Below are 24,912 nucleotides of genomic sequence, written 5' to 3' on the forward strand. Positions count from 1 at the left end.
AGTAGTCAAACTCGCAGGCCTGGCCGATCACAATGGGGCCCGCGCCCAGGATCAGGATACTCTGGATGTCAGTACGTTTTGGCATGTCGTCGATAAACCTGTCAGCAACGTTGGATTCTTGCAGCCCTGAGGGCGGCGCTAAAAATGTTCGAACACAGCTTGGCGCTGGGGCCGGGGCTCAGCCCTGGGCAGCGTCCATCAGCCGGATAAACTCATCGAACAGAGGCGCCACATCGTGGGGGCCGGGGCTGGCTTCCGGGTGACCCTGGAAGCTGTACGCGGGTTTGTCGGTACGTCGGATTCCCTGCAGCGTACCGTCAAAGAGGGACTTGTGAGTCGCCTCAATATTTGCCGGAAGACTGGCTTCGTCGACCGCAAAGCCGTGGTTCTGGCTGGTAATCATCACAGTGCCACTGGCGAGATCCTGAACCGGGTGGTTGGCGCCATGGTGGCCATGCCCCATCTTCAGGGTCTTGGCGCCACTGGCCAGAGCTAGCAGCTGATGCCCCAGGCAGATGCCAAAGACCGGGGTCTCGGTCTCAAGCACTTCACGAATGGCCTGGATAGCATAATCGCAGGGCTCTGGGTCCCCCGGGCCATTGGACAGGAAGATGCCATCCGGATTCATCGCCAACACATCGGCAGCCGGTGTGGTGGCCGGCACTACCGTGATATCACAGCCCCGTGCGGCCAGCATGCGCAGGATGTTGAGTTTGACCCCATAATCCCAGGCCACCACCTTGAAGCGGGACTCGGTACGTTCACCGTAACCACTGCTCAGATCCCACTCGGTCTGGCTCCACTGCCAGCTCTTGTCAGCGGTGACCTCCTTCGCCAGGTCCATACCTTTCAGACCGGGGAAGGCCTTGGCCAATTCCAGGGCACGCTCTGGCGTCGCGTCGGCACCCGCCACGATGGCACCGTTCTGCGAGCCCTTGTCCCGGAGAATCCGGGTCAGGCGGCGGGTATCAATATCGGCAATACCCACCACGTTGTTGTTGCGAAGGTACTGATCCAGCGTATTGGTGCTACGCCAGTTGCTGGCCAGCAGGGGCAGATCTCGGATAATCAGACCGGCGGCATGGATGCGGTCGGACTCCACATCCTCTTCATTGACGCCGGTGTTACCGATGTGAGGATAAGTCAGGGTAACCATCTGGCGGGCATAGGACGGATCGGTCAGGATTTCCTGATATCCGGTCATGGCGGTGTTAAAGACCACCTCTCCACTGGTTTCTCCGTCCGCGCCGATGGCGGTTCCGTAGAACAGGCTTCCATCTGCGAGAGCCAGGATTGCCGGGGTTCTCAGGTTTGGGGAGCTCAGGGCGTGAGTACTCAAGGCGTGTATCCTCATCGAGTGGCGTGTCGTCAGTTGCGAATCGGGCCGGACCCTACCGTTATTCTAAACGGTTGCGCGCGGGGTCCCCAACGTGGCGACCTGGCCGTGAAAGGCCAAATTCAGGTCGCAAAAAAGCGAGAGGGAGCCTTTCACTCCGTCCCGCTTTCCCGATGCCTGGCATGCGTTGCCATGCCAGGTCCTGTTGTCAACTACGGCTGCTTGTTACGCTTAGTGCAGTTAAACCGCCTTATTATAGAATTTTGGCGACTTACTGTCCACGGCGATTGCAGGCGCGCTCAGTCTTTGAGCGCGAGCACGTCCTGCATATCGTACAAACCGGCAGGCCGCCCGCTCAGCCATCTGGCCGCCCGTACCGCGCCCTTGGCAAAAGTCATTCGGCTGCTGGCCTTGTGGGTAACCTCGATACGCTCACCAATGCCGGCAAATAGCACAGTATGATCCCCGACCACATCGCCACCACGAATGGTCTCAAAGCCGATCTCCTTCTGCGAACGCTCACCGGTGAACCCTTCTCGGCCATACACGGCGCACTCGGCCAGATCTCGCCCCAGCGCATCAGCAACCACCTCACCCATCCGCAGCGCAGTGCCGGAGGGGGCGTCTTTCTTGTGACGGTGATGGGCCTCGATGATCTCTACATCGTAATCGTCACCCAACACTTCAGCTGCCGTGCGCAGCAGGTTCAGCACCACGTTCACGCCAACACTCATGTTCGGCGCAAAGACCACCGGCACCGACTCGGCCGCCACTGCCAACTGCTGTTTCTCAGCGTCCGTCATACCGGTGGTGCCAATCACCATGGCCTTGCCGTGTTCCTGACAGAAACGGGCGTTGGCCAGGGTCAGGTCCGGGAACGTAAAGTCCACCAACACATCGAAGGCGTCACAGGCCTCGTCCAATGACGACACCAGGGACACCCCCATCTTGCCGATGCCGGCCATTTCACCTGCATCGGCACCGACCAGACTGCTGCCCGGCTCAACAATGGCAGCACCCAGAGTCAGACCCTCAGCGTCATCCACCGCCTCAATCAACACCTTGCCCATGCGGCCAGCCGCACCAATGATCGCTACCCTCATCTGCTCCGCCCTCAGAATTTCATTTCGTCAAAAAAGCTCTTAACCCCTTCAAACCAGGAGGTCTTCTTCGGAGCGTGGTGAGTACCGTTGCCAGCGTCCAGGGTTTGCTGGAACTCTTCCAGCAACTCTTTCTGGCGCTTGGTCAGGTTTACCGGGGTTTCCACCATGACCCGGCACAGCAGATCGCCGGCAGGACCACCGCGAACCGGGCTGACGCCCTTGTTACGCAGCCGGAACAGTTTGCCGGTTTGGGTTTCTGGCGGAATTTTCAGCTTCACCCGACCATCCAGTGTGGGCACTTCCAGTTCGCCGCCCAGGCTGGCATCAACAATGCTGATCGGCACTTCACAGTAGAGGTTGCGGCCATCACGGGTAAAGATGGAGTGCTCACGAACGTCGATCTGGACATAAAGATCCCCCGGAGGACCACCGTCCACGCCCATTTCACCCTCACCCGCCAGACGGATACGATCTCCGGTATCCACACCTGGCGGCACTTTCACCGACAGCGTCTTCTCCTCCTGAACCCGGCCGACACCATGACAGACCTTACAGGGGTTCTTGATGATCTTGCCGGCACCACGACAGGTCGGACAGGCCTGCTGAACGGTGAAGAACCCCTGCTGCATGCGGACCTGGCCCATGCCGTTACAGGTGGTACAGGTCTCCGGGTGGGAGCCCTGTTCGGCACCGGAGCCGTCGCAGTGATCACACTCGACGTGTCCCGGCACCCGAATCTTGACAGTCTTGCCCTTGACGGCTTCCTCAAGGTCCAGAGCCAGGGTATAGCGCAGATCGGCACCACGAGTATTGCGGCCACCACGACCACCACCACCGCCGCCGAAGATATCACCGAACACGTCACCAAAGATGTCGGAGAAACTCGCGCCACCGCCGCCAAAGCCACCGCCGGCCTGACCGTCGACACCGGCATGACCAAACTGGTCATAGGCGCTACGCTTCTGGGGATCGGCCAGTACTTCGTATGCTTCGCTGGCCTCCTTGAACTTGTTCTCGGCATCCGCATCGTCCGGATTGCGGTCGGGATGGTACTTCATGGCGAGCTTACGGTATGCCCGCTTGATTTCCTTCTCATCCGCTTCCCGGGAAATTCCGAGAATCTCGTAGTAATCGCGCTTGGCCATGCTTTCTAACCCTGTTTTTGCTCCCGGATCTCCGGAAACCGTTCTGACTTCTGTTGATCGCCTGGATGCTCCAACTGGAACACCTCACCGACGGGGCGGCCCGGCATTCTAGCGCACCCCCTAAACGAGGAAAAACGCGGGAAGCGACTCCCCGCGTTTTTCTGACTTCGACAACGCGCGGATTAGCGCTTGTCGTCGTCTTTCACTTCTTCGAACTCTGCGTCCACGGCATCGTCCGCAGAGCCGGAAGCCTGCTCGCCGCCCGCCTGGGCACCAGCATCACCCGGCTGGGCTTCAGCCTGCTCGGCGTACATCTTCTGCGCCAACTCGGAAGACACTTCGGTGAGCTTCTGGGTCTTGGCCTCGATGTCGTCCTTGTCGGAACCGGTCAGGGCCTCTTCCAGGTCCTTGATAGCGGCTTCGATGGACTCTTTCTCGCTGTCGCTAACCTTGTCGCCGGCCTCGCTCAGAGTCTTGCGCACCGTGTGAACCATGGCATCCCCCTGGTTGCGGGCCTGCACCAGCTCCTCAAACTTACGATCCTCATCGGCGTTGGCCTCGGCATCGCTGACCATCTTATCGATCTCGTCCTCGCTCAGACCGGAAGAGGCCTTGATCACGATGGACTGCTCCTTGCCGGTTGCCTTGTCCTTGGCGGACACGTTGAGGATACCGTTGGCATCGATGTCAAAGGTCACTTCAATCTGCGGCACACCGCGCGGCGCCGGCGGAATGTCCGCCAGGTCGAAACGGCCCAGAGACTTGTTCTGGGTAGCCTGCTTGCGCTCACCCTGAACGACGTGAATGGTCACCGCTGTCTGGTTGTCGTCCGCGGTGGAGAAGGTCTGCGATTTCTTGGTCGGAATCGTGGTGTTCTTCTCGATCAGCGGCGTCGCCACACCACCCATGGTCTCGATGCCCAGGGTCAGCGGGGTAACGTCCAGCAGCAGTACGTCCTTAACATCGCCAGAAAGCACCGCACCCTGAATCGCCGCACCCATGGCTACGGCTTCGTCCGGGTTCACATCTTTGCGCGGCTCTTTGCCGAAGAACGCTTTAACCTTCTCCTGCACCAGCGGCATCCGGGTCTGACCACCAACCAGAATCACTTCGTCGATTTCAGAGCCGCTCATGCCGGCGTCCTGCAGAGCCACTTTACAGGGCTCCAGGCTGCGCTGGACCAGGTCCTCTACCAGAGACTCCAGCTTGGCACGGGTCAGCTTGACGTTCATGTGCTTGGGACCAGACGCATCGGCGGTCACATACGGCAGGTTGACGTCGGTCTGCTGACTGCTGGAGAGCTCGATCTTGGCCTTCTCTGCCGCCTCTTTCAGACGCTGCATTGCCAGCGAATCACCACGCAGGTCAATACCGCTGTCCTTCTTGAACTGGTCCGCCAGGTATTCGATGACCTTCATGTCGAAGTCTTCACCACCCAGGAAGGTGTCACCGTTGGTGGCCAGAACCTCGAACTGGTGCTCACCGTCCACATCGGCAATCTCAATGATGGACAGGTCGAAGGTACCACCACCCAGGTCATAAACCGCCACCGTACGGTCACCGCTCTTCTTGTCCAGGCCATAGGCCAGGGCCGCGGCGGTCGGTTCGTTGATGATCCGTTTGACTTCCAGACCGGCAATCTTGCCGGCGTCCTTGGTGGCCTGACGCTGGCTGTCGTTGAAGTAGGCCGGGACGGTAATCACCGCTTCGGTGACCGTCTCACCGAGGTAGTCCTCAGCGGTCTTCTTCATCTTCTTCAGCACTTCGGCGGACACCTGCGGCGGCGCCATCTTCTGGCCTTTCACTTCCACCCAAGCGTCACCGTTGTCCGCCTTGGCGATGGTGTACGGCACCATCTTGATGTCTTTTTGGACCACATTGTCTTCAAAGCGACGACCGATCAGACGCTTGATGGCGTACAGGGTGTTCGCCGGGTTGGTCACCGCCTGACGCTTGGCGGACTGGCCCACCAGGGTCTCGCCATCGTCGGTGTAGGCGATGATGGACGGGGTGGTGCGATCGCCTTCAGCGTTCTCGATCACCTTGACCTTGTCGCCATCCATGATGGCCACACAGGAGTTTGTGGTTCCCAGGTCGATACCAATAATTTTGCTCATTGATTCACTCCAAATTCGTTATGTCATCCGGTTCCGGCATTCTGCCCGCTGCTCTTCCGGAGCCTGTCGGCCCGGGGCGCCACCCGTTTACTGCCTATATTGGCGCCAGCAAAAAGTTTTCAAGCCTGTTCGTCGATTTTTGGCCCATCTTCGGCTTTCGCCACCACCACCATGGCGGGACGCACCAGCCGCTCATTGAGGCTGTAGCCTTTCTGGATCACCGACACCACACTGTTGGGCTCGGCGCCCGGCGCCGGCACCATGGACATCGCCTCATGGCTCTGGGGATCGAACGGCTCGCCTTCCGGGTTGATCTGCTCCACCTTGAACTTCTGCAGGCTGGACAGGAACAGATTCAGCGTCATCTCAACCCCCTGGCGAATGGAGGCCAGCGCCTCGCTATCCAGGTTCTGGGATTCGGTGCTCTCCACCGCCTTCTCCAGGCTGTCCGCCACCGGTAGCAGTTCCTTGACGAACTTCTCCAGCGCGAATTTGTGCGCCTTCTCGACATCGATCTCGGCGCGACGACGGACATTCTGCATCTCGGCCTGGGTCCGCAGCACCTGATCCTTCATTTCCTGGAGCTGGGCCTGCAGAGCCTCGGTATCGTCCGCCGACGCCTCGCCCGCAGGGTCGCTTTCTGGCGTTTCCAGCTCGGCGTCTTCCGGCTGCTTCAGTTCCTCTTCCACCTGCTCATTGCGGTTCTCGTCGGCGCTCATTGGCAACTCCTGCTGGTTCGTTTCTGGCCGTCACGGCCCTCAATTCAAGTTGGCGTTCCGGGACAGCGTCACCGGTAAATCTCGTTGCCGAACGATATGGGGCCCAATTGACGGGTTTCAACCACCCGAAACCTGCGATTTGAACATTTGCAAACCAGCAAAAGCCTGTATATATTCACAGCAACTGTATAGATTCACAGTGAATCCGTCGCATCGATCCAGGAGGACCCCGCATGCTGACCCATCTGACCGTCACCAATTACGCCATCGCCGAAAGGGTGGAGCTTCAGTTCCAGGCAGGCATGACCGCGCTGACCGGAGAAACCGGGGCCGGCAAATCCATTGTGCTGGACGCCCTCGGACTGGCCATGGGCGGCCGGGCTGACGCCAGGGCGGTGCGACACGGTGCCAAGCGGGCGGACATCACGGCATCGTTCAACGTCAGCCGGATCGACGAGGCCCGGACCTGGCTCGCAGATCACGAACTCGATGATGAGAATGACTGCATTCTCCGTCGCACCATCAGCAAAGATGGCCGGTCTCGAGCCTACATCAATGGCCAACCCTGCCCACTGGCACACCTGAAAGAGCTGGGCGCCCTGCTGATGGACATTCACAGCCAGCACCAGCACCAGTCCCTGCTACGCAAGGACACCCACCGCAAGCTAGTGGACGAGTTCGCCGGCGCCCTGCCCCTGGCCGACCAGACCCGGGCAGCCTGGAAGACCTGGCAGCAAATCCGGGACGCCCTTGAGAAGCGCCGCCAGAACGCGGACGAAGCCGAAGCCCGCCTGCAACTGCTGCGTTATCAGGTGGAAGAGCTGGATCGACTGGCCCTGGAGGGCGGTGAACAGGCACAGCTGGAGGCCGAGCAGGAGCAGCTCGGGCACGCCGAAAGCGTGATGCACCGCAGCCATCAGGCCGCCTTGCTGTGCAGCGAGGACGACAACAGCGCAGCCAGCCTGCTGCGACAGGCACTGAGCCAGCTGGAGCAGCTCCCGATTGAAGTGCCGGCGCTTGCCGACACCCTGCAGATGCTCAATGAAGCCCAAATCCAGGCTGCCGAAGCCGGTGATAACCTGCGCCGGTTCGTTGAAGACTATGACGCCGATCCGGCCCGACTGGCAGAAGTGGAGGAACGACTGAGCGCCATCTACCAACTGGCTCGCAAACACCGGGTACCACCGGAAGAGCTGCCCGAGCTGCATCGCAAATTGAGCCAGGAACTGGCCGAACTTGATGGCGGTGCTGGCAGCCTGGAGCAGCTGGAAGCAGAACTGGAAGAGCGGAGACAGACCTACCAGACTCTGGCGACTCAGCTGTCAGAAGCCCGCCAAAAAGCGGCGGCCACCCTGGACCTGCGAATTGCCGAGGAACTGCAGCAACTCAGCATGCCCTCAGTACAGTTCGTCACCCGCCTCAGCAGTAACAGTCAAGACGAACCCGCCCCCCATGGCCAGGAGGAAATCGAGTTTCTGGTCAGCGCCAACCCCGGCCAGCCAGCACGCCCACTGGCCAAAGTGGCCTCCGGCGGCGAACTGTCACGGATCAGCCTGGCGATTCAGGTGGTGGTAGCACAGACCTCCACCACCCCCACGCTGGTGTTTGACGAAGTCGATGTGGGCATTGGCGGCGGTACCGCGGAAGTGGTCGGCCGACTGCTGCGCACGCTCGGCGGCAACGGCCAGGTATTGTGCGTGACGCACTTGCCGCAGGTGGCGGCGCAATGCCATCAGCACCTGTTTGTCAGCAAGTTCACACAGAAGGACGCCACCTACTCCCGCATCGAAACCCTGGGAGACGATGAACGGATCAACGAAGTGGCACGAATGCTGGGCGGGGTGGATATGACGGAGCAGACCATTGCTCACGCCCGGGAGATGTTTACCAAGGGGCAGGCGACCCATCACTGAACTCGCCACGAACACTTTCCCCCTCTCGACCTGAGAGCCTTGATGGCGGGTGGCAACACCCGCCTTTTTTTATGCCCGCTCAGGAGTCGATCGGCTTTACGTACAGCGTCAGGCTGTGATCGACAATCTCAAAGCCGTGCTCGGCGGCGATTTTCTGCTGGCGCTCTTCAATCACCGGATCGCAGAACTCAATGACCTGACCGGTCTGGGTGCAAACCATATGGTCGTGATGCTCGTCGGTCGCGAGCTCAAACACTGCGTGGCCACCTTCAAAGTTGTGGCGCAATACCAGGCCTGCCGCCTCGAACTGGGTCAATACCCGATAGACTGTCGCGAGTCCGACATCGTCTCCCTGGTCCAGGAGCTTTTTATACACGTCCTCCGCACTCAGGTGGTGCTCCTCGGCATTTTCCAGTATGTTGAGGATCTTCACCCGCGGCAGCGTGACTTTCAAACCGACCTTGCGCAATTCGGTGTTTTCAGAAGACATGATGCTATTCACTCTTTGGTGTACTTCCGGCTTCCGGTATTATGAAGCCGCATGAATATGTTTTGACCCGCGTCTTACCTGCAACCCGCAGGCCGCTTCAAGATAGAGGATTTCCCCCAACGATGCAAAAGCTTGCGGCACCCCTCAAGCCCTTGTGCCTACTGGCCCTGACGGCGGTTTTAACCCTCTCTGGCTGCGTGTTCCCGGGCGTCTACAAAATCAACGTCCAGCAGGGCAACATCGTCGACCAGGAGAACCTGGAACAGCTCAACACCGACATGAGTCGACGCCAGGTCCACGCGCTCCTCGGGTCACCAGCCGTCATCAATCCGGTGGACAACAGCAAGGAGTACTACGTCTACACCTTCCAGCGAGCCGGCGGAGATATCCGCAAGCAGCAGATCATCGTCTATTACGATGGCAACCAGTACAGCCATCACGAAGCCAGTCTGCTGGACGAAACGCCCGCCTACTGACCAGTTCGGCTCCGGCCCGGATCAGCCTTTCTTCCGGGCCCGGTTCAACCTTGCCTGTTTCGGATCGATTTTCAGCGGGCGGTAGAGCTCAATCCGATCCCCCGCCCTCAGACTTTCTCGCTTGGGGGCTTTGACCACCTTGCCAAATACCCCCATATCGATACAGTCCGGATCAATCTCAGGAAACACGTCAAGAATACCTGACTGAATTACTGCGTCATAGACCGTTGCGCTCTCATCCACCCTTACCGCCAGGATTTCCTGACGTTCCGGCGTCGCGTAAGCCACTTCAACCGCAATCACAGCACGCGCTCCCCATACACCACATCAGCCCGGCGACAGAACGCATCCACCATGGTATTGGCAGCTTGGCTGAAGACAGCCCCAAACGCCATTTTCGACAGCGAATTGGACAACTCGAACTCCAGTCTCAGCAGCACTTTGCAGGCGTTCTCATCCAGTGCCAGAAACTTCCAGTGGCCACTGAGGTTGCGAAACGGACCATCCACCAGGGTCATGTCGATGACGTCCGGCGCCCGTAGCTGGTTGCGGGTGGTAAAACGCTGTCGCACGCCGCCCTTGGCCACCTGCAAAGAGGCCATGAGTTCCAGCTCGGTCTGCTCATGGATTTCGGTGCCTTCACACCAGGGCAGAAAATCGGGGTAACGGGCAACGTCATTGACGAGTTCGAACATGCGCTGGGCCGAGTGCATGACCAGCGCGGTCTTCTCGATCTGGTGGGACATGGGAATGGACTACCTGTCTGACACGGGAACCGGAAATTCAGACACTATGATAAAGGATTTCATCCTGGCGTTGGCGATCTTTCTCATTCGGGGCCTGCATCGCCGGTCGTACGTCTGCTGGCGGCAGCGGTTCCGCTCCCGGGGCTCCTTTATCAGCCCCCGGCTCGGAAGCCTCCTGAGCGTCGTTCAGTTCAGATTCCGGCGGCTCTACCGACGTTTCCGGCGCGGCCTCCTCCAGCGGTGCAGCACCATTGTGAATCAACACTGGCCGACACAGGACCTCATTCTGATCTTCGCCACACAGGTCCCGCACCGAGGCCAGGGTGTAATGAACGCTGATGTAGACCACCACCAGCGGCAACACCACCCGCATGCCCCAGTACCAGATCTGGCCAACCAGCCAGGGCGTCCGGCCAATCAGGCTGAACGCCAGGGGCCGGCTCAGACGCCAGCCGATGAATATCGCCAGAGACACACACACCAGCGGTATCAGGATGCCGCTGGCCAGTAACTCCAGCCAGCGGAACAGACTGCCGCCGATCCAGGTGATATCGACCCAGACATTGAACGAGAACAGCGACAGAAGTCCGGCCAGCCAAACCGCCAACCCCATCACCACCACCGACCACCCCCGGGGCGAACCAGTCCATTCCTGAAACCAGCCCACCAGCGGTTCGAGCAGCGCCAGCGACGTCGTCCAGGCCACCAGAACCACCAGCAGGAACACCGCCGCCAGCACAAACTGCCCCCCCACGACCTCCGCCAAACTCAGCGGCAGGGCCACAAACAGCAAGCTGAAGCCCTGCTCGCCCAAACCTGGCGCACCGGCCCGGACCAACGCAAAGATCACCAACCCGGCCATCAGCGCAAACAGGGTGTCCATCAGCACCACGGCGAACACCGAGCGCTTTAGCGGTGTCATGGCGGGCATGTAAGCGCCAAAAATGGCCCAAACCCCCATCCCGAGCCCCAGCGTGAAGAAGGCGTGGAACAGCGCCAAGCTGACACTGTCCCAGCCCAGCTGCTCGCGCCGGAAGCCCAACAGCTGCTGACTCGCGCCGGCCAGATCGCCGTTCTGCCCGGCATACACCAACAGCACCAGCGTCAGTAACAGCAACCCTGGCACAACGCCCCGGAACGTCCGCTCTAGACCGCCGACCACGCCCTGGGCTGACACCCAAAGCACCAGCAGCAGAAAGAACCCGTGCCAGCCCATGAAGTGACGGTAGTTACCCGGGTCCGCCACCAGAGACAACAGCAAGCCGGTGGCCTCCGCCTCGCCACCACCGTGAAACCAGCCCAGGGCGCCATAGAACACGTAGGCCAGACAGATGGCGCCGATGACCAGAGTGAACGACAGAACCACAAAAGCGGAAACAATGGCCAGACGTCCGATCCACACCCAGTACCGCGACAGCCGCGCCTGGCGCACAAAGCCGTCCATCGCCAACACCACGCCATGGCGGGCATTCCGGCCAACAGCAGCTTCGGTCAGCATAAGCGGCAGGGTCACGAGGATCAGGCACCCCAGGTACAGCAGCACAAACAGGCCACCACCATGTTGCGAGGCGAGATAGGGAAATTGCCACAGGTTGCTGAGGCCCACCGTGGCGCCGGTCGCCGCCCAGAAAAACGTCGTGCGACGGGTCCAAGAACCGATGGCCGTTTCGTATGGAGTAGGCATTCCGTACCCAGTCAGACAGTGGACTGCCATTGTAACCAAATCCGGCGCGAACTCACCTCCTGTGACAGGCCCCGACAACGGGAATCGTGACCGATCTGGCAGTCCTGGGCTACAATGGTCCCTTTTATCCGCGGGCCCGGCCTCCCGGCCCAGGCAATTCCCGCAAACGGATCAGGTATTCATGAGCAAGAAGAAACCCGGTACGCCCAGCAGCACCATCGCGCTCAACAAGAAAGCCAAGCACGAGTATCACATTGAAGAGCGCTTCGAGGCAGGACTGTCCCTGCTTGGCTGGGAAGTGAAATCGCTCCGGGCTGGCAAGGGCCAGCTAACGGACGCCTACGTATTACTCAAGGACGGTGAAGCCTGGTTGCTTGGCGCCCACATCATGCCACTGAACACCGCCTCCACCCACGTTATCGCAGACCCGACGCGCACCCGCAAACTGCTGCTGCACGCCAAGGAGATTGCCCGTATTGTCGGCAAGGTCAATCAGACCGGTCACACCTGTATCCCGCTGGCCCTGTACTGGAAGAAGAACAAGGTCAAATGCGAGATTGCCCTGGTGAAAGGCAAGAAGCTCTTCGACAAGCGGGCGACCGAGAAAGAGCGCGACTGGAACCGCCAGAAACAGCGTGTGATGCGGGAAGCCAACGTTTCCTGAGGCCGGCTGCAAGGTCTGGCACAAGCCACTTTCACAACCTGCGCTACCGGCCTATACTGCAATTTCTCAGGTGGTAGCGCCCATCTATCTGTCGTATTTGACCAACGCTGCGACCTCTCACTTACGGATAAGAGGGAGGGTCGAATGCAACCCCACAGTGAACCCATGTCAGCCGTGGACCGCGCCTGGCTACGCATGGAAAGCGAACAGAACCCGATGATGATTTCGGCGGTACTGGCCTTCGATGACGCCATTCCGCTGCCCCGGCTGCGCCGGGTACTGTCCGAGCGTCTGCTGGCGTTTCGGCGCTTCCGGCAACGACCCTACCATCATCGCGGCACCACGTACTGGCAGGACGACCCCAGGTTCGACCTGGACAACCACCTGCACCGGATGGCCCTTGCCGGCCAGGGTAGCCAGCTCGATCTGCAGGAACTGGTCAGCGACCTCAACAGCACCCCACTGGATTTCAGACATCCGCTCTGGCAGATCCACTACGTCGACCACTACGGTGACGGCTGCGCCCTGATTGTCCGCATTCACCATTGCATCGCCGATGGCCTCTCCCTGGTCCGGGTGCTGCTGTCCCTGACAGACAGCAACGCCACCGCCAAGATCCATACCCTCTCTCCCAGCGCCAATCGGCCACCACGACGCCAGGCGCTCTGGCAACGCCGACTGGATCAGCTCCTGACCGCGCCCTCAACCATCCGCCAGCGCGGTGAACGTCTCCGTCACAGCCTGCGGGAAGGACAATTCGGTCGTCGCTTTGCCCGCGAGGCCAGCGGCTGGGTGGTTGACGGCCTCAAGCTGGCACTGGCCGCCAACGAACCGCCCACCGGACTCAAGCCCGCCTTGAGTGGCCGCAAACAGGTTGCCTGGGCGAACCCACTGGATCTGGCCCAGGTCAAGGCATGCGCCCACACCCTTGGCGGAACGGTGAACGATGTACTGCTAAGCGTCGCTGCAGGCACCCTCCATCAGTACTTCGAGAATAGCGGCCGCCAGGCCCCGGATTGCGGTCTCAGGGTGGCGGTGCCATTCAACCTGCGGCCATTGCATCAGCCAGTGGACACGTTAGGGAACCAGTTTGGACTGGTGCTGGTCACCCTCCCGGTGGACGTCCCCTGCCCCTTGATGCGATTCCACCAGACCCGGGAAACCATGAGCCGGCTCAAGCAGTCTCACCAGGCCGAGATCACCTACTCGCTGCTGGATCTGTTTGGCCATGGACCGGATCAGCTCGAACGCCAGGCCCTGAACCTGCTCAGCCACAAAGCCACGGCCGTGCTGACCAATGTGCCTGGCCCCAAGCAGCCGGTCTACCTCGCAGGCGCTCGCCTGCGCCAACCCATGTTCTGGGTCCCGCAAAGTGGCGATATCGGGATCGGCATGAGCATTTTCACCTATGATGGCACAGTCCAGTTCGGCTTCAGCGTCGACAAGGCGATCGATCTCGACCCCAACGCCGTCATGACGGATTTCCACAACGAATTCGACCGCTTGCTGCAGGCAATCCCGCGCGGCCAACCATTTTTGAGAGAGCCGCGTGCTGCAAGCTAGAACTAAGGAGCCTCTGATTCGCTGACCAACCGCGTCGGCCCCGGCACCTTGGTGAGGCTCGCGCCACTATGAGACGGCTTAATTTCAGCGAAAGCCCTTGAAGTGGGCGCAACCGCCCACATATACTCTAGTCATAGGGGGACGACATGGCTTCGACGCTGGTTGCGAACCCTTGGGTGCATGTCGAGATGGCAGCCAATCTCGTTAATCCAAAGCTGCATATTAATAGTCGCAAACGACGACAACTACGCACTGGCGGCGTAAGCCGTTCCAGTCGTCCCGGCTAGGATGCCTGTAACCTAGTAGCAACATCCCGGGACGTCATCATTAACAGGATGCTCCGTTTTCCAGAGCTCACTGGTTGACGGCTAAGATTCAAAGAGCTCGCCTCTTACACCCTGACCTTCGGGTCGTTTGAGGTTAAATCAATAGAAGGACGCTAAGCATGTAGACCTCAAGGCAGAGTGCTGGCGGACGCGGGTTCGATCCCCGCCGTCTCCACCAAACCTCTCTCAATTAAGCCCCTGATTTCAGGGGCTTTTTTGTTTCTCAACCTTCCTCATTTTCGCTAACGCGTCCACAATGTGTCCACACCGGAGAAAAGCGCACCGCGTCTGACAGGTGGTCCGGTGACAAATGCGCATACCGCATCGTCATATTGATGGTGGAATGTCCCAGGATCTTCTGCAGCGTCAGAAGGTCACCACCGTTCATAACAAAGTGACTGGCGAATGTGTGGCGCAGAACATGGGCAGACTGCCCCTTGGGCAATTGAATCCGTGACTTCACCAGGGCTCTTCGAAAGGCACTGAGTGAAGACGAGAAAGAACCCCACTCTTTTAGATGCGCCTGCAGCTCCTCGAACAGATCCGGTGTCAGAGGCACCGTCCGGGACTTGCCGCTTTTTGTCCCCACAAACGTCACCCGGTTGTGTCTTAGATTCCGCTCCTTAACGTTTTCAGCCTCGCCCCAGCGCGCACCGGTAGCCAGGCAAAGCCGAGTCAGCAGATGGACATGCGGATTCGACGTGAAATCGCTGATTGTCTCCAGCAGGTGCCGGATCTGGTCGGAGGTCAGCCAAGCTAGTTCTTTTTCATCCAGCCGAATTGGCTCAATACGGCCAAACGGGCTTTCGTAGTCGATCTCACCAACCTTGTGTAGCTGGTTGTACACAGCGTTGAGGTAACCAAGATGGTTATTCAGGGTCTTTCCATTTGCCCCACTGGACATTTTGGTTGCCCGGTAAGACAGGAAGGCAGACGCATTGGCCTTGCTGGCCCTGGGGTTTCCCATAGCGGAGGCTATGGTTTCCAGCGCCCGTTTACGACGTTCCCCGTCCTTAAGGTGGACACCTTTGATGTTGAACCAAAGCTCTATCAGCTGCAGCAGAGTTCGCGTATCAGCTTTCGCCGGACTCCAGTCTTCTTTGCCTTCTATCCGCTTGGACATTACCCAGTTCTCAAACCGGATTGCTTCCGGCTTGGATGCAAAGGTTTTCCGGACACGCTTTGAACCGCGACCATTAACCCAGATATCCACCTGCCAACGTCCGTTGGGCTTTCTGCGGATCATGCCGCTACCTTGCTCAACAGTCGTCGTTTCACCAAGCCATCCTCAACAAGCTGGTATAACTCGTTCTCCTTGATGTCCCTGCGCCGGTAGTAGTTGCAGAGGTCTTCCCACAGGCCTGATTTCTTGAGGCAATCCCAGGCCTGTCGGGTGTTAAAGCGGTTGCGGGCATAAATGCTCAGGAGATTGCCGAAGGCCAGGGAGACATTTTTTTCGTTGCCGCAACCGGGTTCCTTTTTTGCGCGCTTGTACAGTAGATCTGGGGCTGGATGGCCGAAGCTGATGTCGTCGCGGAGCTTGGTCCAGATCGGGTGGACCCACTCTCGTTTGGCCTCGTAGCGGTTGCGTTCCATGGCGTAGCGCCAAAGGCCTGTCAGGTGTTTCACGGCGTGGGCGAAGGTGTAGATCGGGGCCATGTTGGCCGTGCCCTGGGAGACTTCATTCACGATGCGGTGATGGAAGCGGATTTCCAGGCGCCAGACCGGCTTTTCAGGGTCGTAGCAGGTGTCCGGGAAGCACTGTTCGTTGCTGGCACACTCCCAGATGCTTTCCATGAAGGCGCGCTTGTCAGAGACGTCGATCTCTTTGGATTTGTTGTACAGGCACACCTGGAGGCTGTTGGCCTTGCCGAAGGTGTAGGTTTCGCCGCGTCCGTTGATCGTTGAGCCGATGGCGCCATCGAAACGCAGATCCGAGAGGCCGTTGTGGACGGTAACGGTTCTGGCGCGGGTCACGAAGTGTTCTGCAAACTCCCGGGGCGGTTCCCAGCCCTGGAAGTCGCAGGCCAGATGAAGGGCGATTCCGACCGGTTTGATGGCGGTAAGGAAGTACATGCCCCACTCCGCCAGTTCGTCGCTGATCTGGTCGCTTCCGCGTTCATAGAGCCATTGAGGGCTGCATTCGATTTTGACGTGCGTTCCCAGGGCATCACCTTCGGCGTAGAAGTTCTGCAGAAGAATGGTCAGACCGTATTCACGGTTCTGCAGCAGGTATTTGAAGCCACCACGGCGACCGGATTGCAGGCGGAAGGTGACGCCCCGGATGGTTACGTTAGCGTCGTAGCCGGACTCGTAGGCATGGGCGATGTCGGCCAGGATCTGGGGTTTCAGTTTGCCTTCGTAGAGCTGCCGGACGGTATCGACCCCGGTCCACAGCACGTTGACGTTGCCCAGGTCCACTTGCTGCCCTTCCGGTCCAATGAACAGGTTGCCCTTGCCAATCTCGCCGGTGCGTACATCGATTCGCTCAAAGTCTTTGATTTTCATCTATGGCTCACTGTGGTTCATTGTGGTGTTAAAACGACTACCGTCGTTTTCTATGAGACGTGTTACAGGGACGTCTCCGGGCTCCGCCCGCGAACAGCCGCTCCTCGCCATCGTCGCGGCTGTTCGCGGGCTACGCCTCTTCTTTGGCGTTCATTAAGGGGGTTGCTACTTCGACCGGGTAGGTGTCCGGCTCGATTTGTGGGCGTGGGTCGGGTTCTCGGATGCGGTCACGCTGGCAGTAGATGTCCTGGACCTTTTCCCCTTCCCACCAGAGCTGGGCGTAGCAGGGTCTGAGGTACAGCACCCGGTAGCCGTAGCTGAACAAGTCCCGCTGGGTGATTGAGAAATCCCCCTGTCGATCCTGGCCGTGGAACAGGTAGGCGCGGTTGAAGTTGCCGGCGATACGTAGGGCGGCATCCTGGAAGGGGTGTTTGTTTGGGTTACTCTGGTGGTTGGCTAAGCGACCGCCGTTCTCAGGATCAGCTTGAGGATCGCGGACATCACGACCATCAGACAGAGCATCAGGGCCAGCCGCATCGATGCTTTGAATGTGCGCCGGATCAACCGGGCTGACAGCCCTTTCCCTTTGGAAAATATTGACCGCAAGCGCGGCAAACACCAGTAGAGAAACGACTGACAGCGAAAGATAGCCCACAACGCGTTTATCTTTAAAAACGCTTTGGGGTCCCTGATTAGACTGATGGTCGCCGGTTTTTGTGCTCTGGTAGGTTTTGAAGATCGTGGGGTCCGATTTGTACTCTTTCGGGACACCGTATGCATGGCTTTTGGCCTTACCATTGTTCTCTGGGTCATGTTCAACTTCCCTCCATTTGCCTTTTTTCCAGGGCAGCAGCTCGCCCATGGAGTAATGACGGAAGGCCACCTGGGCGGCCTGTCGGATGTCGGTGTGGACCTTGGATATGTTCGGGGTGCACAGGAACACGTCCCAGTTGTAGTGCCGGTGCATGTCGTAGGCTTCGAACATGTCGGCGGGGCGTTCGTCCTGTTTGGCCTGGTCCTCGCCGCCTGGGTAGTCGAGGTTCTCAGGGCGGAAGTCTTTACGCTTGGCCGGGTAGATGGCCTGGGCTTCGTCAATGATGACCATGGCGCCCTGGGGGGCCCAGTGGAACCAGCGAGCCATGTAGGCTTTTTCGTCTCGACCTTCGGTGCTGACGTTGAGGATTTCAGCTTCGTCCGGTAGCTGTTCCTGGATAGCTTCTTCGACTTTCTCGATGGAATCGAAGCCGCGTATGTTGGTGACGATGGTGCGCCCTTCTTTGAGGGCGGGGATCGCGTGGCGCTGGAGGACACCGAAGGATTTATAGGAACCGGGGTGGCCGTGGTGTATGACGATGCTCATGGTGGTGTGCCCTCCTTAGCCGATGACGTCCATGACGTAGCGGGTGACTCTGGCGTTGATGATCATGTTGAAGGCCTCCGGGAGCTTGAGGTACGTCGCAACACCCACCACCTGGGAATCCAGTTGGCCCCAATAGGTTTCGATGGTGTCGGAGACGTAGAGCTGGTTGAGCACTTCCTGGGCCACGCTCCAGCTGAAGCCGATGAAGGCTATTTTCGCTTTGGTGGAGGCGATGACGATCCAGGCGCCGGCCTTGACCATCCAGTCGTCGATCAGGGCGGGGATGCTGTCGAAGAACTGCCAGATGGCGTCGAAGAAGTCGGCGATGAATTCCATGGTGGTTACCCCCTTGAGGTGAACAGGATGCCGGCGCTGATGAACGCGGCGCAGAACAGGACGATGGCTCCGAGGATGTCGAGGCCATCCAGGAAGCGGTTGAGGGAGAAGTTGACCTCTTCCCCTTTGATGGTTTTGATGTTGTTGTCGACGGAGCCGCCGCCGGTGAGGTTGGTTGAGAACATGGCCTGGACTTCGCCTTTGATCTCGCTGATCTTGGCCTGGTAGTCGGCCATGACCTGGTCGTAGTCTTCCGTGGGGTCGGCCAGTTCGGTGTCGATGGGGTCGCCGTTCCAGGTGACGGGGTCGCCGCCCTCACCTTCACCGTTTTCATCGCCATTGCCATTGCCACCTCCACCCCCACCGGGGATGTTGCCGATGGCGTCGGTGATGGCCTGGGTGCCGTCTTTGACGCCCTTGCCGATGCCTTTGAGGGTTTCGTTGATGTTAGTGGTGTTGAGGTTGCCTTTGCCCAGCAGCTCTTTGATCTCGGAGAGCTGGTTGGTAATGCCGGTGATGTCCCCTTCCCCATCGCCGTCACTGTCTCCGTCGGAGTCTTCGTCGGGGGTGGGGTCGTCGTCGGGGCTGTCGAAGTCGATTTCGCTGCACTGGAAGGAGGCTTTGTCGGAGCCGATGATGACGGCGGCCCCGGCGGGGCATTTCGGGGGCTTTGAGTCCTGCGGGAAGCACTGGGATTTGTAGCTGCCGTCGCTCTGTTCTTCAAAGCCGTAGGTGCCGCCATCCGAGCATTGGTTGTCGCCACAGACGGGTTTCTGGTTGCCGCCGTAACCAATGTTGCCGAGGTAGTCATCGGAGCTGCTGTAGCATTGGGCTTCGGGTTCCTGGAGGCATTGGTTGCCCAGGGCGGAGCCGCTTTGGCATTCGGCGGTGCAGTAGCCGTCCTGTTCGTAGTACTCGCCTTTTTCGGCGCAGTCTTCGGGTTCTTCGATCAGTTGGCAGCGGGGCATGACGTCTTCGCCGGCGTCGGTGTGGGTGGGGGCACACATGCCGCACTCTGTTCCGCCGCCTTCGTGGGACCAGGGGTCTTCGCATTCGCAGATCTGATATTTTTTCTGGTTCATCCAGCTGCCGTAGTACCAGCCCCAGCCCTCTTCCAGGTCGTAGTAGTTGGTTTTTCGCCGAAACTCGATCTGCATTTTTTCGCTGTTAGCACGGCATTGGCCGGCGGCCTGACCGGAGTAGTGTTCAGCGACGTACGCATGGCAGGAGGCCAGGGCGGGGCCAAGGCAGGGGAGGTCGGCGTACAGTCGAACGGAGACCAGTAAAAGCAGCGGTAACAGAGTCAGGCGGGCGTTCAGGTGCATGGGTGGCCTCTCGTTACGGGGCGGAATCAAGGAGGGCCGGTGTGTCCGGCCCCCTGGGTTTTGCGCTAGTTGCCGTTGTATCCGAGAGCGAACATTGACGCCCAGAGGGCCCCAATGAGGACTCCGGTAAACATTACCGGCGCAGGATGGAGACGATCATGCCCAGGCCGGTCACAATGGCGACCAGGGCAATCACGCCGGTGACGGCGGTGGTAACGTTGGTGGAACCGTCGGTGAAGGCGCCGTCGATGGCCGCGGAGTGATCCACGGCGGCGGCAGAGCCGGCTGCAAACCCTGCTACCAGGGCGGTTCCGATTTTGGCGCTGCGACGAGCCCAGACACCGTTCTTGGCTTGTTTCATTTCGATAACTTCAGACATGGCTTTTTCTCCTTTGGGTTTAAGTGACCTTTCGCATGACCTGGATTACCCGGCTCAAGCCGATTCCGATGGCCCAGAAGACCAGGCCGGAACCCATGACGAGGCCGATCATTTCAGGATCAGGCGATAGGTATTCAGCAAAGACGGTTTCGACGTCCTGTTGCTGAATCTGTTGCACCGTCCAGGTACCACCGCTGCAGGCCATGACCGCGTTACCGTTGATGACTTCGCTGGTCAGGGTGCCGCTGCATTGGTAGTTCTGGACGGTTGGCATTTTTCAGTCCTGTTTCTGGTGATCAGGCTGCGGGTTTCTTCACTTGGTCCTGGGGTTTCATGTCCAGGGCCTTGAAGGTGATCTTGCCGCCCTGCCCGGCTTTCATTTGGGCCTTAACGGTGAACATGGCCGGCAGGCGGTTGGCGTGGTTGCGCAGTTGGTCGATGTGTTTGTAGTCGCAGGCGATTTTCATCACCTCGTTACCGACTCGGTTTTCGTCGTCGGCTTCCGCTGGGGAGTAGGCCCACAGGGAACCACCACGGTTACCGTCGATGTCGTAGCGGGTGGCGCCGATGATCATCAGGTTCAGGTAGTTTTCCATTTGCTGTTTCCTCTTCGTTCCAGTGATACCCGGTGGTTTCCGGGAGGGTTTAACTCTGTCTGCGGCCCCTTCGGGCCGGGCTCTATTTGCTTTGCAAACCAGCACTGAGGTGCTGGCCCTTACGGGTCACGATCCCTGCCGCCTGCCGCGCTCCGCTTGCCTCATCTGCTCATGGCTCGGAATCAAGGGGCGGCGTCCTCCCCCGTCAGCATCACCACTCGTTATGCGCATGGTGAGCCTGCCAGGGACCGCCACAAGGCCACGCGGCCGCAAGCGGCCGTGGCGCAAGCGCCAGCCTTGCAACGCTCCCTGTCAGTCTCCCTGGTCATGCGCGAGTGGTGACGATGACGGGGGCGGACTTGAGGAACTTTCGGGGGTGGCTGAACCACTGAAACCGAAATCCGGGCAGCCGGCCTCCAGCCACGCTGTCAGAACCGCGCCACCCAACGTCCACAGGTCGGTGCCGCGCTGGATGGCTTCCTGTTGCAGTTGCAGGTAGCGGGACGACGCGGCGCAGACGTAGAAGCGCCGTTCCTTGTCCTCGACCTGTTCCTGGCGTGGGGGAATGTGGCTCATTGGTCGTTCTCCGTTGTGTGGGTGATGCGTTCCCAGCGGGCCGCGCCGTCGTAGTCATTGCCGCCCATGGCCTGCCACAGGTCGCCGTTGGTGCCCACAGCAATACAGCCTGGGGCCCAGCATTCCGGGTTACGGATCATGTTGATCCAGCCGCAAGACTGGTCATTGCAGACCACGACAAAGCCGGTGCCGGCGAGCTGCGGGCGGTCGTCGCGCCATGCCTGAGCGAGGCGGATACAGTTGGTGTGGTCGTTCATGGTCTGCTCCTCCCTGGATGCGCTGGGACGCTGGAATTCCATTGCATAGGTCATTGCTTGGCGGCAGTTCATGCGGCAGCCCTCAGTGCAGTGCAGGCTTGGCCGACGGCCCAGGTATTGAAGTCGCGGGTGTCGTCCTGAAGCATGAATTCGCTCCAGGCGATGCTCAGGCGGATGCCGTACCAGTACAGATCGGAGTCGATGCCCATATAAAACGCCGCCATGTCGGACACCTGGCTGGCGCGGCAGGCTGCCAGTTCGTAGTCACCAACGCTCCAGGCTTCGCAGGCTTGCTGAAAGCGCAGGCGCATGTTGGTTTTCTTCTGCTTGCGAACGTCGGGAGTCATACAAAGACCTCCAGGCGAGCGCCTTTGTAGATCTGACCGGGAAGCGCGCCGACGGTGGAGAGCTGTTCGCGGCGGAGTACCACGGTGGAAGGCGCGACGCCTTTGCATTCCTGGTAGTAGTCCAGGTAAGCATCCAGCTTGGCGCGGATCTTCAGGGACTTGGGGTTGTCGCTAAAGCACACCGGGTCGCCGTTCACAGGCAACTGATCGACGTACGGAGAGACGAAGCGCCAGCCAGCAGCCCCTTTTACACGGTCACCGCCTACCGCCATCCACTGGCGACCAGAAACACTGACAGCCACAGTGCCTGGGGCGACCATGCGAGCAGGACCAAGGCGATCGGCGCTGGCTACCCATTTGTGACCATCGAAGAAGAAAACGGCCCCGTCATGTCCTTCAGAACGAAAAGACACCACTCTCTGGCCAACACGGTTAAGAGGCTTCACGGACTGCCCTCCCTTCGTGGCTGTTGTTCACCAGCGGCCCCAGCACGTTGTCAGGAATGCGGCGGCCGTGGTGGCAAAGCACCATGGCGACCAGTACCCGGTAGAGAAGACGGGCTTGGCTGCAAGAGTGTTTGACGGCCAGATCGAATAGCTGGCGACGGAAAAAGCTCAGGGTCTCGACGTCACCGAACCTCAGTGCGTCCAGGCCACCCATAAAGGCATCCAGTGGAGGCGCGACGGGGGCGGTGGTGTATTTGGCCTGTTCGTACTGGATCAGGGCATCAGCGGCCAGTTTGGCGAACTGGTGCAGATCCTCGTCGATCAGATGAAAGGCGGCCTTCATGCCCAACAGCTTTTGGAGGCTGTCGAAGGCGGCGTCTCGCTCGCCGGTGTCCAGTAACCGGATGGCGCCGTCAAACACCACCCGTACGTGATTCTTTTTCTGTTCCTTCAGTTCCGGTGTCATGCCCAGTCCTCCCCTTCCAAGGCGTTCTGTGAGATGAGGGCGATGTTTACCAGCCGGGGCTTGCCGATCTTCACTGATGGCAAGTGGCCCTTCTCGATCATGCCCCTTACCTGCCCTTCCGTGAGCCCGGTCAGTTGCGCAAAGCGTTCCTGCGTCATGACCGGGGTTGCCAATAGGATGATCTGCTTTTGTTCGTCCACTATTCGCCACTCTGATACACTGTTTCTCACCCGAAACTAAGTACCTTCAACTAAGTACTTAGTACTTTATACTCACTATAGCAGAGTAAGTAATTTATACTTATTTTAATTTACTATGATAAGAGAAAGAGTGATTGAGCTTTTTGATCGCCTTGAAATCACCTCCAAGCAGATGGAGGAGCTGACGGGCATTGATCGCTATAAGTGGGGAAATATCAGAGGTAGAAAGCAGAAGGTGAACGAGGACTACCTTGCAGCCCTAGCCGAAGCCTTTCCGCAGTTTGCTTACTGGCTAATGACTGGATTGACCCTTCCGGAAGCAGGTCAGATCAGCCCAGAGATGGAAAAGGCTCACTCAGAGAACAGCCTGAAAACAGGATAGGTTTCAGCCTGGCTGCACGTATCGCTCAGGCTTGGTACGGAGACCGACGAGGGGAACCACAAGAACAAGAGGGCTGACCGTCGTAGTGTGTGGTGGCGGTTTCAGGTATAACTTCACCGTTTTGACTGGTGGGTTTGATTATCAGGCGAGAACGAAGGTCATCGGACGAAAGAAAGCCGACTCTAATTAAGAGTCTCGTACCGCATTAGGACAGCTGCTTGGTTCGGCAAGGATCTGAAAAGGGTATAGAAAACTATACTAAATAGATGGAGATAAAACGTGAACAGCAGTGATGACACCAAATACATCCATTACAACTATGCAATAGGTATATTAATTGCAGTCATTATCGCGCTAACAGCCTTAGCCTATTTTGACGTCCCGGAACTGGTTGACAAGTTCACATTCGCCTTAACACTATCTTCACTATTACTGGCTATTTTAGCGATTTTTTACTCGATAATTTCGAGCAAAAAGCAGGACGAGCAGCAAATAAAAATAACGGAGACCAACAGTCGAATTAATGAAGCCTCAAGTGCAATTAAGTCCGCATCAGACCGAATTTCTACATTTGTTTCTATTGAAGCCCCTAACCACTTTAACTCTTTGAATAAGGAAATTGAAAAAGTTAATACAACTCTTTCAAGCGAGAAGTACACAGATGTAAAAGAAGAGTCTTCGGAAGATTCAGTTGAAGAGTTTGAATCTGATGAGACGAAGACTTTCTTCGACCTTTGCAGAAACGAACCATTCATTGTAATGGCATCTTTTTATCTATTAGCTACAGCCTATAACAGCAACAGACCTATAAAACCATATGTACCGGAAGCAGTGGGACTTCGCTCAATCGATTACCTGCTAGGCTTTTCACATGCCGCTGCGGCGCTAGACTTTTTGGAATATATGCTTCTTGATAATATGAGCCTGATAGTAATGCGTTTTGACGAAAAAATCTTTAAAAATCACCAGGAAGACATGGAAAGGCTAGTAAATGTGGGCGTAGAAATCGGTGAAGAAAGCAAAGTTCAAATCCTAAAAAACTTTAAAGAAAAAATAGACAAATTTGCTAATGGTGATCTCGAAGAAGAGGATGACTATGACTAATAAATAACGGAAACCGGGATAGGTCTATTTTCACCGCTCAAAAAATACACTCCCTCGAATACTTTTGACTGACCTTCCCTTCGCTCCGCCCTCCAGCGATTGCCCAGGGAGACGGTGTAGCCGTCTGCGCAGTTTAGCGTCAATATGGCGGTTGTAGCGATCACACTTGGCCTGTAGCTGGGCCTGTTTCCGTTGTCTTTTTTCCCGCTCCGCCCTTCGGCGTGTGACTACAAAGGAAAACCGGAACGGAACTATTTTATATACAGACACCTGAAGTGGACCCCAAATTTTGGACAGGTGCCTAAGCTCTGATTCATCATCTCCACAAGGAGGAGAATCATGAGCAAG

At 58.3% G+C, this 24,912-nt stretch carries 30 protein-coding genes and 1 other RNA gene; 7 read left to right on the plus strand and 24 right to left on the minus strand.

From position 1 onward, the window contains the following. The 6 genes from MLD24_RS21780 to grpE form a co-directional block, all read right to left on the minus strand. On the minus strand, nucleotides 1-85 hold an 85-nt coding region (locus MLD24_RS21780), incomplete at its 3' end, for a carbamoyl phosphate synthase preATP-grasp domain-containing protein (RefSeq protein WP_427902074.1). A gap of 93 nt (nucleotides 86-178) precedes the next feature. Next, complete coding sequence (carA, locus tag MLD24_RS20745) at nucleotides 179-1,309, minus strand: glutamine-hydrolyzing carbamoyl-phosphate synthase small subunit (RefSeq protein WP_248169188.1); 1,131 nt, start codon at nucleotides 1,307-1,309, stop codon at nucleotides 179-181. 326 nt (nucleotides 1,310-1,635) lie between these two features. Next, nucleotides 1,636-2,439 carry a 4-hydroxy-tetrahydrodipicolinate reductase gene (dapB, locus tag MLD24_RS20750; RefSeq protein ID WP_227173978.1) on the minus strand — a complete coding sequence of 268 codons (804 nt, stop codon included), beginning with the start codon at nucleotides 2,437-2,439 and terminating at the stop codon, nucleotides 1,636-1,638. An 11-nt stretch (nucleotides 2,440-2,450) separates the two neighbouring features. Beyond that, complete coding sequence (gene dnaJ, locus MLD24_RS20755) at nucleotides 2,451-3,584, minus strand: molecular chaperone DnaJ (protein ID WP_227173977.1); 1,134 nt, start codon at nucleotides 3,582-3,584, stop codon at nucleotides 2,451-2,453. A gap of 182 nt (nucleotides 3,585-3,766) precedes the next feature. After that, the gene (gene dnaK, locus MLD24_RS20760; RefSeq protein ID WP_227173976.1) at nucleotides 3,767-5,701 is read right to left on the minus strand and encodes a molecular chaperone DnaK; all 1,935 of its coding nucleotides are present in this window, start codon (nucleotides 5,699-5,701) and stop codon (nucleotides 3,767-3,769) included. Nucleotides 5,702-5,820: 119 nt separating this feature from the next. Continuing rightward, entirely contained in the window at nucleotides 5,821-6,420 is a 600-nt protein-coding gene (gene grpE, locus MLD24_RS20765; RefSeq protein WP_227173975.1) for a nucleotide exchange factor GrpE, read from the minus strand. Nucleotides 6,421-6,653: 233 nt separating this feature from the next. Here grpE and recN point away from each other — a divergent pair, with 233 nt between their 5' ends. Further along, a complete protein-coding gene (recN, locus tag MLD24_RS20770; RefSeq protein ID WP_248169150.1) occupies nucleotides 6,654-8,333 on the plus strand; it encodes a DNA repair protein RecN in 1,680 nt (559 codons plus the stop codon). 79 nt (nucleotides 8,334-8,412) lie between these two features. Here the strand turns inward: recN and fur are convergent, their stop codons facing one another. After that, nucleotides 8,413-8,823, minus strand: coding sequence for a ferric iron uptake transcriptional regulator (gene fur / locus MLD24_RS20775; protein WP_227173973.1), 411 nt, complete (start codon nucleotides 8,821-8,823; stop codon nucleotides 8,413-8,415). A 122-nt stretch (nucleotides 8,824-8,945) separates the two neighbouring features. Here fur and MLD24_RS20780 point away from each other — a divergent pair, with 122 nt between their 5' ends. Next, nucleotides 8,946-9,299, plus strand: a complete 354-nt coding sequence (locus tag MLD24_RS20780; protein WP_227173972.1) for an outer membrane protein assembly factor BamE — start codon at nucleotides 8,946-8,948, stop codon at nucleotides 9,297-9,299. A gap of 21 nt (nucleotides 9,300-9,320) precedes the next feature. Here the strand turns inward: MLD24_RS20780 and MLD24_RS20785 are convergent, their stop codons facing one another. From MLD24_RS20785 to MLD24_RS20795, 3 genes are read right to left on the minus strand one after another with little or no spacing between them, the layout of a single operon-like run. Then, nucleotides 9,321-9,599: an RnfH family protein gene (locus MLD24_RS20785; protein WP_227176035.1), complete on the minus strand. Its 279-nt coding sequence runs from the start codon at nucleotides 9,597-9,599 to the stop codon at nucleotides 9,321-9,323. Next, nucleotides 9,599-10,045 carry a type II toxin-antitoxin system RatA family toxin gene (locus tag MLD24_RS20790; RefSeq protein WP_227173971.1) on the minus strand — a complete coding sequence of 149 codons (447 nt, stop codon included), beginning with the start codon at nucleotides 10,043-10,045 and terminating at the stop codon, nucleotides 9,599-9,601. The genes MLD24_RS20785 and MLD24_RS20790 overlap by 1 nt, the downstream gene beginning before the upstream one ends. A gap of 37 nt (nucleotides 10,046-10,082) precedes the next feature. Beyond that, nucleotides 10,083-11,729 carry a sodium-dependent transporter gene (locus MLD24_RS20795; protein WP_248169152.1) on the minus strand — a complete coding sequence of 549 codons (1,647 nt, stop codon included), beginning with the start codon at nucleotides 11,727-11,729 and terminating at the stop codon, nucleotides 10,083-10,085. A 181-nt stretch (nucleotides 11,730-11,910) separates the two neighbouring features. On the opposite strand from MLD24_RS20795, the gene smpB reads away from it, so the two are divergent. The 3 genes from smpB to ssrA all read left to right on the plus strand — a co-directional run bounded on the left by smpB (nucleotide 11,911) and on the right by ssrA (nucleotide 14,460). Continuing rightward, nucleotides 11,911-12,393, plus strand: a complete 483-nt coding sequence (gene smpB / locus MLD24_RS20800; RefSeq protein ID WP_248169154.1) for an SsrA-binding protein SmpB — start codon at nucleotides 11,911-11,913, stop codon at nucleotides 12,391-12,393. Nucleotides 12,394-12,537: 144 nt separating this feature from the next. After that, complete coding sequence (locus MLD24_RS20805; RefSeq protein WP_248169156.1) at nucleotides 12,538-13,956, plus strand: wax ester/triacylglycerol synthase family O-acyltransferase; 1,419 nt, start codon at nucleotides 12,538-12,540, stop codon at nucleotides 13,954-13,956. Nucleotides 13,957-14,093: 137 nt separating this feature from the next. Beyond that, nucleotides 14,094-14,460: a transfer-messenger RNA gene (gene ssrA, locus MLD24_RS20810) on the plus strand. A gap of 45 nt (nucleotides 14,461-14,505) precedes the next feature. On the opposite strand, the gene MLD24_RS20815 is transcribed toward ssrA, so the two are convergent. The 14 genes from MLD24_RS20815 to MLD24_RS20880 form a co-directional block, all read right to left on the minus strand. Beyond that, nucleotides 14,506-15,528, minus strand: coding sequence for a phage integrase (locus MLD24_RS20815; RefSeq protein WP_248169158.1), 1,023 nt, complete (start codon nucleotides 15,526-15,528; stop codon nucleotides 14,506-14,508). Continuing rightward, entirely contained in the window at nucleotides 15,525-16,790 is a 1,266-nt protein-coding gene (locus tag MLD24_RS20820; RefSeq protein WP_248169161.1) for a hypothetical protein, read from the minus strand. Before MLD24_RS20820 ends, MLD24_RS20815 begins: the two co-directional genes overlap by 4 nt. Before the next feature lie 130 nt (nucleotides 16,791-16,920). Continuing rightward, nucleotides 16,921-18,150, minus strand: coding sequence for a zonular occludens toxin family protein (locus MLD24_RS20825; protein WP_248169163.1), 1,230 nt, complete (start codon nucleotides 18,148-18,150; stop codon nucleotides 16,921-16,923). Between the two features lie 15 nt (nucleotides 18,151-18,165). After that, nucleotides 18,166-18,486: a DUF2523 family protein gene (locus tag MLD24_RS20830; RefSeq protein WP_248169165.1), complete on the minus strand. Its 321-nt coding sequence runs from the start codon at nucleotides 18,484-18,486 to the stop codon at nucleotides 18,166-18,168. Nucleotides 18,487-18,491: 5 nt separating this feature from the next. Beyond that, entirely contained in the window at nucleotides 18,492-19,811 is a 1,320-nt protein-coding gene (locus tag MLD24_RS20835) for a hypothetical protein (protein ID WP_248169167.1), read from the minus strand. Nucleotides 19,812-19,944: 133 nt separating this feature from the next. Continuing rightward, nucleotides 19,945-20,190: a hypothetical protein gene (locus MLD24_RS20840; protein ID WP_248169169.1), complete on the minus strand. Its 246-nt coding sequence runs from the start codon at nucleotides 20,188-20,190 to the stop codon at nucleotides 19,945-19,947. Nucleotides 20,191-20,209: 19 nt separating this feature from the next. Continuing rightward, nucleotides 20,210-20,464: a hypothetical protein gene (locus tag MLD24_RS20845; protein ID WP_248169171.1), complete on the minus strand. Its 255-nt coding sequence runs from the start codon at nucleotides 20,462-20,464 to the stop codon at nucleotides 20,210-20,212. 22 nt (nucleotides 20,465-20,486) lie between these two features. Then, nucleotides 20,487-20,786, minus strand: coding sequence for a hypothetical protein (locus MLD24_RS20850; protein WP_248169173.1), 300 nt, complete (start codon nucleotides 20,784-20,786; stop codon nucleotides 20,487-20,489). Between the two features lie 312 nt (nucleotides 20,787-21,098). Then, nucleotides 21,099-21,362: a hypothetical protein gene (locus tag MLD24_RS20855; protein WP_248169175.1), complete on the minus strand. Its 264-nt coding sequence runs from the start codon at nucleotides 21,360-21,362 to the stop codon at nucleotides 21,099-21,101. Further along, on the minus strand, nucleotides 21,359-21,619 hold the full coding sequence (locus tag MLD24_RS20860) for an antirestriction protein ArdR (RefSeq protein WP_248169177.1): 261 nt from the start codon (nucleotides 21,617-21,619) through the stop codon (nucleotides 21,359-21,361). Before MLD24_RS20860 ends, MLD24_RS20855 begins: the two co-directional genes overlap by 4 nt. Before the next feature lie 68 nt (nucleotides 21,620-21,687). Beyond that, a complete protein-coding gene (locus MLD24_RS20865) occupies nucleotides 21,688-21,966 on the minus strand; it encodes a hypothetical protein (protein ID WP_248169179.1) in 279 nt (92 codons plus the stop codon). After that, nucleotides 21,963-22,379 carry a hypothetical protein gene (locus MLD24_RS20870; protein ID WP_248169181.1) on the minus strand — a complete coding sequence of 139 codons (417 nt, stop codon included), beginning with the start codon at nucleotides 22,377-22,379 and terminating at the stop codon, nucleotides 21,963-21,965. Before MLD24_RS20870 ends, MLD24_RS20865 begins: the two co-directional genes overlap by 4 nt. 19 nt (nucleotides 22,380-22,398) lie before the next feature. Further along, the gene (locus MLD24_RS20875) at nucleotides 22,399-22,878 is read right to left on the minus strand and encodes a hypothetical protein (RefSeq protein ID WP_248169182.1); all 480 of its coding nucleotides are present in this window, start codon (nucleotides 22,876-22,878) and stop codon (nucleotides 22,399-22,401) included. Beyond that, nucleotides 22,875-23,078 carry a MerR family transcriptional regulator gene (locus MLD24_RS20880; protein ID WP_227173953.1) on the minus strand — a complete coding sequence of 68 codons (204 nt, stop codon included), beginning with the start codon at nucleotides 23,076-23,078 and terminating at the stop codon, nucleotides 22,875-22,877. Before MLD24_RS20880 ends, MLD24_RS20875 begins: the two co-directional genes overlap by 4 nt. Before the next feature lie 130 nt (nucleotides 23,079-23,208). Between MLD24_RS20880 and MLD24_RS20885 the strand changes: the two genes are divergently transcribed. Both MLD24_RS20885 and MLD24_RS20890 read left to right on the plus strand, forming a co-directional pair. Further along, nucleotides 23,209-23,460 carry a DNA-binding protein gene (locus tag MLD24_RS20885; RefSeq protein WP_248169184.1) on the plus strand — a complete coding sequence of 84 codons (252 nt, stop codon included), beginning with the start codon at nucleotides 23,209-23,211 and terminating at the stop codon, nucleotides 23,458-23,460. A gap of 279 nt (nucleotides 23,461-23,739) precedes the next feature. Next, complete coding sequence (locus MLD24_RS20890) at nucleotides 23,740-24,564, plus strand: hypothetical protein (RefSeq protein ID WP_248169186.1); 825 nt, start codon at nucleotides 23,740-23,742, stop codon at nucleotides 24,562-24,564. Nucleotides 24,565-24,912 lie beyond the last annotated feature (348 nt).

The organism is Marinobacter xestospongiae (assembly GCF_023156385.1).
Taxonomy (GTDB): Bacteria; Pseudomonadota; Gammaproteobacteria; order Pseudomonadales; family Oleiphilaceae; genus Marinobacter; species Marinobacter xestospongiae.